We start from the raw sequence: 14,269 nt of genomic DNA on the forward strand, positions 1-14,269 counted from the left end.
ACCTTTCAAATTCCAAAAGATGTGAACAGATCGTGATAGGTGCTCTTTTCAGTGAATATAATGCAATAAATTCTAAAAAGAGGTGCCTCCAAAAATTGAATTCTCTAATGAATGATGACATGGTAAAGATCATTAGAAATGGCCTTAGCGCATCCCAGCATCCAAAGCATATTCTTGTTGTAGGAGCTGGATTGTCCGGGCTTGTATCAGCATCATTGCTGAAAAATGCCGGTCACAGAGTAACGATTCTCGAAGCGAGCGGCAGAGCGGGCGGCCGTGTCTGCACTTTGAGAGCTCCCTTTAGTGATGATTTGTATTTTAACGCTGGCCCGATGCGCATACCGAATAACCATTCGTTAACCTTAGAATATATAAAAAAATTCAAATTGCCAACAAATGTATTTCTCAACAGAACCCCGATGGACATCATTTATGCAAATGGAATCAAAACACGTCTCCAAGTTTTTGAACGAGCTCCTGGAATATTGAGATACCCAGTTGCACCAAATGAACAAGGGAAAACGTCTGAAGAGCTGATGCTTTCTTTACTGCAGCCTATTCTAAATTTTATCAATCAAAATCCAGCGAGAAATTGGCGGATTGTCGAAGAACAATACAAAAATCATTCGTTAAGCTCTTTTTTAAACACGTATTTTTCATATGGCGCGATCGATATGATTGGTGTACTTTTGGATATGGAAGCGTATATGGGGATGTCCCTTGTTGAAGTATTGCGGGAATCTATCTTTTTTTCATCGCCCGCTCACTTCTATGAGATAACTGGCGGCATGGATCTGCTGCCTCACGCGTTTCTTCCTCAATTAAAAACAAACATTCTATACCATCAAAAAATGATGAAAATTTCTCAGGGGGAAAATAGTGTTACGATCCATTGTCAGCATCAACAAACGGCAGAATTTGCATCGTTCACAGCAGATCTCGCTATTGTAACCATTCCTTTTTCAACATTGCGATTTGTAAAAGTCGAACCATACCATTCATTCTCTTACTATAAACGGAGGGCCATCCGTGAGCTAAACTATATCAGTGCAACAAAAATCGGCATAGAGTTTAAAAGCCGATTTTGGGAAAAAGCCGGGCAGCGCGGCGGCAAATCTATTACTGATCTACCGATTCGTTTTTCGTATTATCCAAGCAGAAATATTGGAGCAAATGGACATGCCGTCATTCTGGCGAGTTATACATGGGCTGATGAGGCACTAATATGGGACAGTCTTTCAGAAGGAGAGCGAATCCAGTATACTTTACTGAATTTATCTGAAATCTATGGTGATATTGTGTGGTCTGAATTTGTGTCTGGCACTTCTTTTAGCTGGAGCCAGTACCCGTATTCTGCGGGAGGTTTTACAGCTTTCGAACCAGGACAAGAATTAGAGCTGTATCCCTATATTCCTGTCCCTGAGGGCAGAGTTCATTTCGCCGGAGAACACGCCTCACTCACTCATGCGTGGATGCAAGGCGCGATTGAATCTGGAATACGTGTTGCTTATGAGGTCAATCGCTTACCTTAGATCATGCTCACCTTCTGTACTAAAAGATTATTACATTTCATATAATAAGATCTTGATTAGACGGACAAATTCAATCACAAAAACAAAGTAATCCTTGCATTCCTTCGCCCTCCATGCTATATTCATATAGCGATGAGCTGAATTGTGTAAGCCGATGTACATGCCTTTACGGCACACACGAATGTGGCGTGTGGTGCATCGCCTCAATACGCAAAAGACGTTTGCCTTAGGCAAACGTCTTTTTTTGCGTTATCCGATTTTTGTGCCGTTTGGGACAGGCTGATCCGGCTGCAAAAGGACGACGTCGCCCTGGCCGGGTATGCCGCCGAGGACCAAGACTTCCGATTTAAATCCGGCGATTCGGCGGGGCGGAAAGTTCACGACTGCTATGACTTGCTTGTTGATGAGACCTTCCGGCTTGTAACGCTTCGTGATTTGTGCGCTCGATTGTTTTATGCCGATTTCAGTCCCAAAATCTATCACAAGCTTGATTGCCGGTACTCTTGCTTCAGGAAATTCTTCCGCTTTTACAATTGTTCCCGTTCTGATATCCAATTTCTCAAAGTCTTCAATAACTGCCATATCAATAACTCCTTTTTCTCCTATTGTAAAGGAGATATACAATATTCTTTTAACTAAAGAGCCATCATTTTTTATCCGAATATAAGGTGTTTCGATACAGGCGGGGCGGCATTCCTGTGCTTTTCGTGAACCATCTTGTAAAAGAAGAAAGGTTTTGAAAGCCCAGCGCCTCGCTCACGACGGTAAGGGTTTCATTTCTCTCCATCAGCATTCGTTTTGCTTCCTCAAGGCGAAGGTCGGCAATATAGTTCTGCGGGGACTTCCCTGTCTGTTTTTTGAACCAGCTTGAATAGTAAGCTGGGTGATAATGCTCGATTTCTGCCAGCTTCTTAATCGTCAGCCGCTCAAATAAATGGCTGTGAATGTATGCAATTGAGGCATAGTTATGGGATTGAAGCTTTTCTTTTATGTATTGTACTAGCATATGAAGCGAGTTGGCTGTTCCGGCCTTTGCTTCCTCTGTCAGCAAGTACCTGATCGAAGACCAGAAAGGATCGAGTGCAGCTTCAATTCCCGATCCTGCACGATACTCATCAATTTTCATTGCATGAAGCGGAACATCCAGTACAAGACATTCATTTCTTCCGATAGAACGGAAACGATGCTCACACTCCGGCGGAATATATAAAAAATGATCTGGCTTTAATTTCACCTGGCGCTCTTCAGTCTCAAGATCAATACTCCCTTCAAGCGGAAAAAGAAATTGGCTGTATGCGTGCTTATGTGAATGATAAAGGCGTGTGTATGTCCGTTTTTCGCAAATCATCTCTTGAAGCGAGTCCATCAGCAAACCCCTTCCTTTGGTCATCTTTTAATCCGGTAATGGTGTTCCGATATAGGCGAAAATCCGATCTTTTCATATAAAGAAACTGCCGCCAGATTGTCTTTCATCACTTGTAAAAACATGCGTTCCGCTCCGTTGTTTTTTGCCCATTCAGTCAACACCCTGATCACTTGGGTTCCTGCCCCTTTTCCTCTGTGCTCCTCAGCTACAACGATATTACTAAGTCCGCCATAACCATCAATGACAGAAACCGTGCCAAGCGCTGTCAGGCTTTCTTTGTCATACATCTTGAAAAAAGTTTTACACGGCGGCATGCGTTCGAAAATGTGTTTGTAACCTTTGTGACGCTCGGGTGAAAACCCTTCTAATTGAATAAATTCATCTATCCAAACAGATGATGGCTCTTGTTCCCACTTGTATGTAAATCGGCTGTTGTCATTTGTTCGGCTCATAATTGACCGGCACAACGCTGTCATCTGGAAGCACTCGTCTACCTTTTCATAACGGCTGTCTGCCAATGCGTCATCAAGCCCTTTCGGTGATGCGTTGCTAATATGAAAACAAACAGGTAAGCCTAAACTTTGATAAAAAAGTTCAGCCTCTAGCTGAAAATCCCCTTCTGGCATATCCGCAGACGTCCATACGCTATTTGCCCTTTTGGTTACGCCAAAATTCGCTCTGAGAAGCCATTGCCCTATGCTTTTTTGAAAATAAGCCGGCCATGAAGCTGCCGCTAACCGTTCAATCTTGTGAATGTCATCCATTGCATAATGCCTCTCCCCTATGTATACTCCCTTGATATTATACAATATTCAGAAATATAAGACATCCATTTATTTGTTTACATAATATTTTTATTGTTTATTAATAATCCCGACAAAAATGTCCGAATTGAAAATGACAGGCTTTCTAAAATGTCCTCTTCACGTTCAAATGCTTCTTTTGCGATTAAAGCAGTAAAGCCATGCAGCAGGCTTCTAAGCCCCCTTGTCGCATGAATGGCAGTCTTTTCACTTGCATAGCAGTTTTCAATGAGCAGCTTCGTCACAAGACAGACAATTTGGTCAGAGACGATTTCCGTCCGTTTGTCCTGAACCTTAAGCAGAGCCGCTTCATAATATCCGGGATTTTCAATTGCAAAATCAACATATGCATGTGCTAAAGAAAGCATAGCGGAATCTCCCTTTCGTTCGGTTACGGAGTCCGCCATTTGATCAAAAAGCTTTGTCAGTCCTCTGACAGCAAGTTCTGTTCTGATCGCTTGCAGCCCGTTGATATGGTTATACAATGACGGGGGGCGCACATTCATTTTTTTAGAAAGTGCCGCAAGTGAGACACCATTTACCCCTTCCTGATCGGCAATCTCCGCTGCAGCGTCTACAATCATTTTTTGGGTCAAACCTATTCTCGGTGACATGCTCATCATCCTTTCTTTGCTTTTTGGATCGCCTGTCTCATCCGCTCTGCGGGTGATCTCAGGAAATTTCCATGTCCGACAGCGAGACAGGAAGGCGCCTTATCGGCGAGCAATTGTGCACTTTTGATGGCCTCCTCCTTATTCCATGTGGCGAAAGCGGGAAAAGGAAACGTCCATTTTATCTGACCTGATACAGCGATTCCTCCGCGCAACTGAAACGCATCTCCTGCTATTAAAGTGCCGTTTCTTGTATCAAGAAATGACATGCTGCCCGGTGTATGGCCCGGTGTTGGAATGGCAAGCAGAGAACCAATTGTTTCACCGCCCGTCAGCAGTTGGTGAGGCTTTGTTTGTATGTGTTTCGGAATACCTCCTTTTATAGGCGTCTGCGGCTCATCTTGCCGCAAGGATGTGTCACCTTGAAGCAAGAATGAATCCCGTTCCGAGATCATGACCTTTGCATGCGGAAATGTTTGTGCCAATGTATCCAGTGATCCGACATGGTCCCCATGTGCATGAGTCAGTAAAATATGCTGAAGCGGTTTTCCAAGCTGATTCACAGCTTGAATAATCCCTTTATAGCTGCCTGGCAGTGCGGCATCAATAAGGGTGACTTCGTTTTCTTCCTCTACTAAATAGCAATTAACCGGAAACAATGCTGGAAAAAAAGTCAGCTGCCAAACCGTTTGGTACTGAGTCATTCTCATCTTTTTACCCTCCTAACAAAAACTAATGGCGTTAGTTTTATTATTAACTAACACCATTAGTTTTTCAAGAGTTTATTATTTTTTTATCGCTACATAAATGTTAACTTGTGCTCGCTGTGGCACTGCGGCACTTTGATCATACATCTCAAAATCACCTGTAAACGTGCGCAGATGCCGCTTATCCCAAGTCCAAATTTCCTTCCACGTTTCAAGCACAATCTCTTCAATAGGACCGATTCTGGAAGTGAAAACGGCGTAAGCGGAAGCCGGCAAATCAATGTTTTCATATGGTCCCGGAAGAATGTCGTCGTATTCCTGAAACGTTCCGACTGAAAACGTATAAAACCCATTCGTCTCTTGTTCATAATTCGAATATAAGGCAATAATGCTCTTGTCTTTTTCAGCCTGTGATAAAAGAGCGCTCATATCCTGCTTCCAGAATTGATCCCACAGTGCCGGAATCCTCCTTTCTTCCGTCATTTCCAGTGCGTTGCTTGTCCGTTGTGATAGTCCGGCAAATCGTTTCCGGTCTAAGTGTGTTATATGTGAAAAGCCCATACGATCTCCTCCTTTTTTTAAGATTATAGACAAAGAAACCTGACAGCAGTGTGTCAGGTTTCATATATTTTTTGCATGTGATGAATGGTTTCTTTTACTTTATCCCGTATATGAAGAGGCTGCAGAACCTCAATATCCTTTCCGAACTGGAGCAAAAAACCGATCAGCCATTGATCTTCTGGAAGTGAAATCACCGCCTGGCAGATTTTATCTTCCTCACAACAGTGAAGGACATCATATCCGAACCATTCACCTATGCGCTGACGTGCTGCCGGCTGAACAAGAATAACCAATTCAGTTAAACGGCCCTTCTGGTACCAATTCTTATCCCATGGCAAAGTGTCCAGCTGAATGTCTTTTCTGATAAAGGTCTGATGTAAGATAGCCAGATCTTTCATCCGGTTTAGTTTAAAAAAACGAAAATCATTTCTTACCAGGCAGTAGGCATATAAATACCAGTGCCCCGCCTTGCAAACCAATGTATAAGGTTCAGTTTCACGAAGAAGAGTTTCCCCGCTTGCGCTTGTATATGTAAAAGATATCGTTGACAACCGATCGATGGCGGCGCTGATTTTCTCACGAAGCGCCTTTTGATCCTCGGTATGGCCCCATGCCGTCATGTCAATAAACCATTTTTCTGTTTGGTGCTTAAATGCTTGAGCAGATTGCTCAGGTATAAGGTGTTTGATTTTTTGATAGGCTGTGCTGTGAGAAACAGGTTCATACATAGATGAAACGCTCTGCAAAGCGGAAGCAATTGCAAACAATTCCTCCTCCTTCAGCCACTCTCTTTCAAGCCGATACGTTTCCATGATGCCAATTCCGCCCCCGGAACCCTGTGAGGTCACAATCGGAATACCAGCCCTATTGATCGTCTCAATATCACGGTAAATTGTTCTGACAGATACTTCAAACAGCTCAGCAAGCTCTGCAGCCTGCACTTGTTTTTTGCTGATCAATAACACAACCATCGCTAACAAACGTTCCAGTTTCATTCTGCGCACCTTTTCTTCTTGTATTTTCCAACAAAACAATCATAACATTTTGATAAAGCTTGGGCATATCTATTATGCGGCGGAATACACCTCGCATATGCTATGAAAACAGGGGTTTCCCCTTCTTTTTTGTGTTCAGTATTTATTTCAGCTACTATTTCCGACCGGATAAGCATACACTTTTCAACGGAGGGGATTTCACATCATGCATCTTACACTTCAGAGCGTTTATCCTGCCATGATCATCATCTTTTTTCTGTATAAAAAAATTAAAAGGTCCATCGGATACCAGCCGCTGAAGCCCCGCTGGCTGTTCACCCGTATCATTCTTTTCTCGCTGTTTGCTTTTGGACTTTCAATCTTCAGCGCCATTCACCCTTTTTTATATGGATATCTCATTTTGGGCATTCTTGGCGGATGGCTCCTTGTCTTTTTCGCTAAGAAAAACATCTCCTTTGAAAAACGCAGAGGAAAGATCTATTTTCGGACTCATATTTGGGTAGAAATGATTCTCTTAACCTTATTCCTGTCAAGATTTCTATATCGAGTGACAGAGCTTTATCTTACCTCGCCTGATCTAAACAGCCTTGGATCTTACAGTCAGTCAATCGGAACGGACCCTCTGACAATAGGCGTCTTTTTTCTGATAGCCGTTTATTATATCGGTTTTTCTTCTTTTGTCATCAAGCTCAGCAGAAACGAACTCGAACAGCACGGACACAATAAAGAAAAAGACATCCTTGCCCGCTAGCAGCGAGTTAAGCAAGGATGTCTTTTTCAATCATGCTGCGTATGATGGATCATTTGCTGAAGAACATCTAAAACATGTTCATCCTCCGGAGAGTAATAAATCGATGTTCCTTCTCTGCGCGATTTGACAAGCCGGAGATTTTTTAAAAATCTAAGCTGGTGGGACACAGTGGATTGCAGTAAATTCAGCTTTTCTGCAATTCCGTTTACTGCATGCTCACCTTGGGACAATAAATGGAGAATTCTGATTCGGGTAGGATCTGAAAGCGCTTTGAATGTTTGCGCGACTAGAAACAACGTCTCCTCGTCCAGATCAGCAGCCGATTGTTCCGTTTCTCTAAATTCAGTCATATGTATCACCTTTCTTTATTCATAGTTTTATCTTATAACAAATGCGCTTGAGTGCAAACCAGCCTGCTTGTATTCCATTTCAATCTCATAGTTTAAATTTATGTTTCAAATCAGGTTTTTACTTGGTCTGATATACCGTCTTATGTCATAATAAAAAAGGTCATACTGCTCCAAACATTGAGGGTGAAACACAGTGAAGAAAAAGAGAAAAGGCTGTTTCGCTGCTGCGGGTTTTATGATGATTTTTGTCTTTGTCATCGCCTCTTTTTTATTGGTCCTGCTTTTTTTCAACCGGGATTTAGTCAAAAAACTTCCGATCGATACGAAAACGATTGTTTTGGAACGTTTAACCGATTACAAACCCTTGGTGGAAGAAGAGCTTGAAAGCCAAGGACTCTCTAATTATACATCACTCATATTAGGCATGATGTATCAGGAGTCAAAAGGAAAAGGCAATGATCCCATGCAGTCCTCTGAATCTCTGGGGTTAAAACGCAATGAGATAACAGACCCTCAACTCAGTGTTAAACAAGGCATCAAGCAATTTACCCTCATGTACAAGACCGGTAAGGAAAAAGGCGTGGATTTGGATACCATTATTCAAAGCTACAACATGGGGGCAGGTTACATTGATTTTGTAGCTGAACATGGAGGAACGCATACTGAGGAATTGGCAAAACAATACTCCGAGCAGCAAGTCAAAAAAAATCCTGATCTGTATACTTGCGGGGGAAATGCGAAAAATTTCCGCTATCCGTATTGCTACGGTGATTATACGTATGCAGAAAAAGTAAAAGAAAAAACAAAAACTGTTGAAGAATCTTTGCAGGTTGCAACACTTGAAACCATGGAATCCAAGGCTCATGAATAAGAGTCTATCAATTTACTGACAAAAGCCCAAAAATGAATTTGGGCTTTTGCCATGTTTACACGTAAAAAAAGCCATACTGAGTATGGCTTTTAATAATACGGTGAAATCATCAAATATACAATAACGCCTGTAAGGCTTACATACAGCCATAGAGGCATTGTCCATCTCGCAATTTTTTTGTGGCGCTCTACCTGCATGCTGAAGCCTCTGATCAGCGTAAACAGCGCAAGCGGCACAATAATTGCAGAAAGGCAGATATGTGTAATTAAAATAAAGAAATAAATCGGGCGCATAATACCTTCTCCGCCATAGAGCGTGTTTTCCGCAATCGAGTGGTACGTCACATAGCAAATCAAAAATAGTAATGTTGTTGTGAATGCGGCCAAAATAAAGCGTTTGTGAGCTTTGATATTTTTCTGTTTAATCATAATCAGCGCGGCCAATAAGAAGATAAACGTAAAGCTGTTGAATATCGCATTCAGCATTGGCAAAATGTGAATATTCGCATGGCTGAACTGATCTAATTTAGGCATAAAAAACAGCACTGCGATTAAACCGTTAATCAGAACTGTCAGCGTAAGGACAATCCCCGTGTAATTTTTCGGTTTATTTTCTGTTTGGTTCATTTGGTGACCTCTCCTAATTTGTACTGGCTATCCAAATCGTATGCAAATTCAAAGAAGATGTCAACGGTTTCGATTGCTTCGTCAGAAATTAGACACACTTCAAAGGCCGGAGGCTATTAGCCCCGGCCTGTTAGGTTTACGCCTCTTTTATCAAATGTTCAATGACCTTATGTTCATTTTCATTCAGCAGGTTCTTTTGAATTTTCGAATGAATGGGTTTATTCATATGCTGATCCAAGATATCGGCCGTTTCTTTATCCCCGGCAATAACCATTCGTTCCCATCTTTTCGCGGCAGCTTTTTGATCAAGGCTGGCAGCCAGCCGCTTATACAGTCTCGATTGGTTCTCTGTTACATGTTCCCTCATCCGGTTCTCTTCAAATGGTGGCGCTTTGTCTACAGCGGAATGGCTATTCTTCCAAGACTCATTGATCATATCATACTCATAACGCTCCACCGCCTCAATTTTTCCTAATACGGTTTCAATAATTTTCACTTCATGCTGCTGAGTTAAAATAAACGCCGTACTTGGGTATGCCTGGCGCAAACCCTTTAGCTGATCCAGGACAGCTGTTTCTTCCCAGTAAAATCTTGTATCTACAGGGACTTGAAGCTTAATAAGTTCCCATATGCCGCTGTCGGAAACAAAAAACACGAGACTGCGGGGCATGTCTTTTCCCATTGCATTCAAGTATTGATTCATTTTAGCCCTGATTCCATCCAGACACTTTTCCTCCTCTGGATCACTAGCTGCCAAATACTCTTTTAATCGGCTGAATCCTGACTTTAGGGCAATCTTCCATTCTCCCCCCTGCTGCTCTGGATCTCTCATGTCTGTATTGAGATACAGAGAGAGAATTTTATCCGGCGGTTCCAATTGGACATACTGTAATTTGTTAATCAATGAATCAATCGCCATTCCGATTCCTCCTTTTTCACAGGTTAGTTTTCTTTTTCCTCTCTTAAAAACGATCAAACCTGACTTTCCGCTAATTTCTAGTAATAATGGAATTGTTGTTTACAATACGCCTCTCTTCTAATACAATTGGTAACTGTGTTTCTAAGCTGATTTTTGAAAGGAGTTTGATCTTGTTTACTATTAAAGAAAAAAATCGTCAAGAGCTTGAAGAAGAACTAAATGATTTAGAATTTCAAATTTATCGCATGCAGGAGAATATGAAGGATTTATCTAAAGATGCCAAAGTGCTTGGTATTGATCAATCGAAACATGATGAGTGGATGATTGTTTCCTCGATTGATGATGGCCAAACATGCAAAATTATGCTAACTGATTGTAAAACGGCATACCGAGGAAAAGGCTGTTTTTCACTTGTAGCGTCTTACAAGGACGATGCCATTCATATAGGGGACATCAAAGGCCCTCCGAATCACGGGTTTGGCTCCATTTGCATGAAATATTTAAAAGATATTGCAAGAGACCACAATATACCGAAAGTCACCGGAGACATCGCCAAACGGGATTGGAATCATGTAGACCGGCTGATTCACTTTTATGAAAAACATCAATTCAAAGTATGTATCGATCATGATACCCAATCCGGCAGCATTAAGTGGGTTGATTTGTAAAAAAGTCTGGAAGAAAGAGCCAAGATATGCTGTAATGGTATAAAACCATTGATGGAGGGTTCTATGTACGCCTCAAAACTGAAAAAGGGAGACGAAATCCGGATCGTGTCTCCCGCGACCAGCATGTCTATATTATCAAATGAAGCAAAAATCCAAGCAAAAACGGCGTTAGAACGCTTAGGTTATCGGGTAACCATCGCTGAACACGCAAATGAATGTAACGAATTTGATTCATCCTCTATCGAGTCAAGAGTCCATGATCTGCACGCTGCCTTTTTTGATCCAGGCGTCAAAGCGATTTTAACGACACTCGGAGGGTTTAATTCAAATCAGCTGCTGCGTTATCTTGATTACGAGAAAATCAAACGACATCCAAAAATTCTGTGCGGCTATTCCGATATAACCGCTCTTTGCAACGCTATTTATCAAAAAACGGGTCTTGTTACGTATTCAGGTCCCCACTTCTCAACATTTGCAATGAAAAAAGGGCTTGATTATACACAAGAGTATTTTCTTTCTTGCTGCGCTTCAGACGATCCGTTTGAAATTCTTCCTTCAAGTGAGTGGAGCGATGATCGCTGGTTTTTGGATCAAGAAAACAGGCGTTTTTATCCTAATAACGGCCCTGTAGTAATCCAAGAAGGTTATGCGGAAGGCACTTTAATTGGCGGAAACTTATGCACGCTTAATTTGCTGCAGGGTACGGAGTATTTTCCTGAAACAGAACATACTATTTTATTGATTGAAGATGATTATATGTCAGACATCCACATGTTTGACCGCGATCTGCAATCACTCATCCACCTCCCCGCTTTTTCACATGTAAAGGCGATTTTGATCGGCAGATTTCAGAAAGCATCGAACGTATCAATGGATCTTGTAAAAGCCATGATCGAAACAAAAAAAGAATTATCCGGCATCCCGATCATCGCAAATATAAATGCCGGACATACCTCGCCAATTGCCACGTTCCCTATAGGAGGAACATGCAGGATTGAAGCTATTTCGGGTACATCACGCATATGGATTGATAAACATTAATCAGCTTGTAAATTTTTTTACAAGCTTTTTTAGCGCAATCGGTTATGCATGCCGCACGAGACATGACAAATGTCATATAGGAGGCATGATGTGTGCTACTACAAAAGACTTCTCTCATTAGCGTATACTGAACCGAGACACACAATGAGAGGATACTTACTATGACTGAACAAACCATTGCACATAAACAAAAACAGCTGACAAAGCAAGTTGCTGCATTTGCTCAGCCTGAAACAAAAAACAGCCTGATTCAGCTTTTAAACACGTTTATCCCATTCTTCGGCCTATGGTTTCTTGCTTATCTCAGCCTCGATGTCTCCTATCTTCTTACGTTAGCATTAACGGTGATTGCCGCAGGTTTTCTGACAAGAATTTTTATCATCTTCCATGACTGCTGCCATCAATCTTTTTTCAAACAAAAACGCTATAACCACATTCTCGGTTTTCTGACAGGTGTCCTGACTTTATTCCCGTATCTTCAATGGCAGCACAGCCATTCGATTCATCATGCGACTAGCAGCAATCTGGATAAACGCGGAACAGGAGACATCTGGATGTTAACAGTAAACGAATATAAAGCTGCATCCAGACGAACAAAGCTTGCATACAGACTTTATAGAAACCCGTTTATCATGTTTATTCTCGGACCGATTTATGTTTTTCTGATTACGAACCGTTTTAACAAAAAAGGCGCAAGACGCAAGGAACGTGTAAACACATACCTTACGAATCTGGCAATTGTCGCGTTGGCTGCTGCTTGCTGTCTGATCTTTGGCTGGCAATCGTTTTTACTGGTGCAAGGCCCGATATTTCTGATTTCAGGTTCAATCGGTGTTTGGCTGTTTTATGTGCAGCATACCTTTGAAGATTCTTATTTTGAAGCGGATGAAAACTGGAGCTACGTTCAGGCTGCTGTTGAAGGCAGTTCATTTTATAAACTCCCGAAACTGCTTCAATGGCTAACAGGCAATATTGGTTACCACCACGTTCATCATTTGAGTCCAAAGGTGCCTAACTATAAGCTTGAAGTTGCTCATGAACATCACGAACCATTAAAAAACGTACCGACAATCACCTTAAAAACAAGCCTGCAATCACTTGCGTTCCGTCTATGGGATGAAGATAACAAACAGTTTGTGTCATTTCGGGCTATAAAACATATACCTGTAAGCCTTCCGCCTGATTCACCAGAAAAACAGAAGCTGCGGAAGAATGCCTGATGATAAAGGAGGTCTTCTAATATACTAGAAGGCTTCCTTTTTATTGTTGGAGGGTGCATTCTGGCTTTCACAATGATAAAGTTACAAGTAAGATGAAAAGCTGAAAATGAGGTAAGATCATGATTAAAAATCATTTTACATTTCAAAAACTAAACGGGATTACGCCCTATATATGGACGATATTTTTCATCCTCCCCTTCTACTTTATATGGAAATCATCATCTACATTTGTTATTATTGTCGGCATCATTTTGACGCTTTTATTTTTTTCGGTATATCGATTTGCTTTTGTCTCAAAAGGCTGGACCATTTATTTGTGGGGATTTTTATTAATTGGCATTTCAACCGCTTCCATTACCCTGTTCAGTTATATTTATTTTGCTTTTTTTATCGCGTATTTTATTGGAAACATTAAGGAACGCGTCCCTTTTCATATTTTATATTATGTCCATTTAATTAGCGCAGCCGTCGCAGCCAATTTCAGTCTCGTATTAAAAAAGGAATTCTTTCTGACACAAATTCCTTTTGTCGTCATTACCCTCATCAGCGCAATTTTATTGCCCTTTAGTATAAGAAGCCGCAAGGAGCGCGAACGGCTTGAAGAAAAGCTCGAGGATGCAAATGAACGGATTGCAGAACTGGTAAAATTAGAAGAACGTCAGCGAATTGCCCGCGATCTCCATGATACGCTTGGGCAAAAGCTTTCTCTTATCGGTTTAAAAAGCGACTTAGCAAGAAAATTGATATACAAAGATCCCGAACAAGCAGCTCGTGAACTGAAAAGTGTTCAGCAAACAGCGCGAACTTCTTTAAATGAAGTAAGAAAAATCGTTTCCTCTATGAAGGGCATACGGCTCAAGGATGAATTGATCAACATCAAACAAATTCTCGAAGCAGCTGACATTATGTTTATCTATGAAGAAGAGAAATGGCCCGAAAATATCTCATTGCTGAATGAAAACATTTTGAGCATGTGCTTAAAGGAAGCTGTCACAAATGTCGTCAAACACAGCCAGGCTAAAACTTGCCGAGTTGACATTCAGCAGCTCTGGAAGGAAGTTGTGATAACAGTGTCTGACGATGGAACATTCAAAGGAGAAGAAAATTCCTTTTCAAAAGGACATGGCTTACTCGGGATGAGAGAACGGCTTGAGTTTGCAAATGGAAGCCTTCACATCAATACCGAAAACGGAACCAAGCTTACCATGGCAATTCCTAATAATTCAAAATAAACATAAAGGATGGCTT

The 14,269-nt window shown here is 41.5% G+C and carries 17 protein-coding genes; 7 read left to right on the forward strand and 10 right to left on the reverse strand.

Annotated features, from left to right (window positions below; translation table 11 throughout):
• Nucleotides 1-95: 95 nt before the first annotated feature.
• Nucleotides 96-1,532: a flavin monoamine oxidase family protein gene (locus ACFVP7_RS11900; RefSeq protein WP_124073037.1), complete on the forward strand. Its 1,437-nt coding sequence runs from the start codon at nucleotides 96-98 to the stop codon at nucleotides 1,530-1,532.
• 249 nt (nucleotides 1,533-1,781) lie between these two features.
• Here the strand turns inward: ACFVP7_RS11900 and csaA are convergent, their stop codons facing one another.
• The 7 genes from csaA to ACFVP7_RS11935 form a co-directional block, all read right to left on the reverse strand.
• On the reverse strand, nucleotides 1,782-2,114 hold the full coding sequence (csaA, locus tag ACFVP7_RS11905) for a chaperone CsaA (RefSeq protein WP_014480003.1): 333 nt from the start codon (nucleotides 2,112-2,114) through the stop codon (nucleotides 1,782-1,784).
• 64 nt (nucleotides 2,115-2,178) lie between these two features.
• On the reverse strand, nucleotides 2,179-2,904 hold the full coding sequence (locus ACFVP7_RS11910) for a helix-turn-helix domain-containing protein (protein ID WP_072174094.1): 726 nt from the start codon (nucleotides 2,902-2,904) through the stop codon (nucleotides 2,179-2,181).
• Between the two features lie 14 nt (nucleotides 2,905-2,918).
• Entirely contained in the window at nucleotides 2,919-3,662 is a 744-nt protein-coding gene (locus ACFVP7_RS11915; protein ID WP_021481454.1) for an N-acetyltransferase, read from the reverse strand.
• A 77-nt stretch (nucleotides 3,663-3,739) separates the two neighbouring features.
• Nucleotides 3,740-4,315 (reverse strand): TetR/AcrR family transcriptional regulator, encoded by a 576-nt coding sequence (locus tag ACFVP7_RS11920; protein ID WP_396582170.1) that lies wholly within the window; start codon nucleotides 4,313-4,315, stop codon nucleotides 3,740-3,742.
• Nucleotides 4,316-4,320: 5 nt separating this feature from the next.
• Nucleotides 4,321-5,022, reverse strand: coding sequence for an MBL fold metallo-hydrolase (locus ACFVP7_RS11925; protein ID WP_087961118.1), 702 nt, complete (start codon nucleotides 5,020-5,022; stop codon nucleotides 4,321-4,323).
• A gap of 75 nt (nucleotides 5,023-5,097) precedes the next feature.
• Nucleotides 5,098-5,580 carry a GyrI-like domain-containing protein gene (locus ACFVP7_RS11930; RefSeq protein ID WP_014480008.1) on the reverse strand — a complete coding sequence of 161 codons (483 nt, stop codon included), beginning with the start codon at nucleotides 5,578-5,580 and terminating at the stop codon, nucleotides 5,098-5,100.
• 53 nt (nucleotides 5,581-5,633) lie between these two features.
• Nucleotides 5,634-6,575, reverse strand: a complete 942-nt coding sequence (locus ACFVP7_RS11935; protein WP_396582172.1) for a helix-turn-helix transcriptional regulator — start codon at nucleotides 6,573-6,575, stop codon at nucleotides 5,634-5,636.
• Between the two features lie 205 nt (nucleotides 6,576-6,780).
• On the opposite strand from ACFVP7_RS11935, the gene csk22 reads away from it, so the two are divergent.
• A complete protein-coding gene (gene csk22, locus ACFVP7_RS11940) occupies nucleotides 6,781-7,326 on the forward strand; it encodes a mother cell-specific sporulation protein Csk22 (protein ID WP_095843767.1) in 546 nt (181 codons plus the stop codon).
• A gap of 26 nt (nucleotides 7,327-7,352) precedes the next feature.
• On the opposite strand, the gene czrA is transcribed toward csk22, so the two are convergent.
• Entirely contained in the window at nucleotides 7,353-7,676 is a 324-nt protein-coding gene (gene czrA, locus ACFVP7_RS11945; RefSeq protein WP_003231284.1) for a Zn(II)-responsive metalloregulatory transcriptional repressor CzrA, read from the reverse strand.
• A gap of 193 nt (nucleotides 7,677-7,869) precedes the next feature.
• Here czrA and ACFVP7_RS11950 point away from each other — a divergent pair, with 193 nt between their 5' ends.
• Nucleotides 7,870-8,547: a lysozyme family protein gene (locus ACFVP7_RS11950; RefSeq protein ID WP_014480011.1), complete on the forward strand. Its 678-nt coding sequence runs from the start codon at nucleotides 7,870-7,872 to the stop codon at nucleotides 8,545-8,547.
• 89 nt (nucleotides 8,548-8,636) lie between these two features.
• On the opposite strand, the gene ACFVP7_RS11955 is transcribed toward ACFVP7_RS11950, so the two are convergent.
• Nucleotides 8,637-9,173, reverse strand: coding sequence for a DUF420 domain-containing protein (locus tag ACFVP7_RS11955; protein ID WP_003231280.1), 537 nt, complete (start codon nucleotides 9,171-9,173; stop codon nucleotides 8,637-8,639).
• Between the two features lie 136 nt (nucleotides 9,174-9,309).
• Nucleotides 9,310-10,092, reverse strand: coding sequence for a VLRF1 family aeRF1-type release factor (locus tag ACFVP7_RS11960; RefSeq protein WP_038829953.1), 783 nt, complete (start codon nucleotides 10,090-10,092; stop codon nucleotides 9,310-9,312).
• Nucleotides 10,093-10,262: 170 nt separating this feature from the next.
• On the opposite strand from ACFVP7_RS11960, the gene ACFVP7_RS11965 reads away from it, so the two are divergent.
• The 4 genes from ACFVP7_RS11965 to desK all read left to right on the forward strand — a co-directional run bounded on the left by ACFVP7_RS11965 (nucleotide 10,263) and on the right by desK (nucleotide 14,253).
• Nucleotides 10,263-10,760 carry an N-acetyltransferase gene (locus ACFVP7_RS11965; protein ID WP_014477061.1) on the forward strand — a complete coding sequence of 166 codons (498 nt, stop codon included), beginning with the start codon at nucleotides 10,263-10,265 and terminating at the stop codon, nucleotides 10,758-10,760.
• A 63-nt stretch (nucleotides 10,761-10,823) separates the two neighbouring features.
• Nucleotides 10,824-11,801: a S66 peptidase family protein gene (locus tag ACFVP7_RS11970; RefSeq protein ID WP_014477062.1), complete on the forward strand. Its 978-nt coding sequence runs from the start codon at nucleotides 10,824-10,826 to the stop codon at nucleotides 11,799-11,801.
• 161 nt (nucleotides 11,802-11,962) lie between these two features.
• Entirely contained in the window at nucleotides 11,963-13,021 is a 1,059-nt protein-coding gene (gene desE / locus ACFVP7_RS11975) for a fatty acid desaturase DesE (protein WP_004399588.1), read from the forward strand.
• A 119-nt stretch (nucleotides 13,022-13,140) separates the two neighbouring features.
• Nucleotides 13,141-14,253 (forward strand): two-component sensor histidine kinase DesK, encoded by a 1,113-nt coding sequence (gene desK / locus ACFVP7_RS11980; protein ID WP_014480016.1) that lies wholly within the window; start codon nucleotides 13,141-13,143, stop codon nucleotides 14,251-14,253.
• The last annotated feature ends 16 nt before the right edge of the window (nucleotides 14,254-14,269 follow it).

Source organism: Bacillus sp. SG20033, assembly GCF_044570195.1.
Taxonomy (GTDB): Bacteria; Bacillota; Bacilli; order Bacillales; family Bacillaceae; genus Bacillus; species Bacillus subtilis.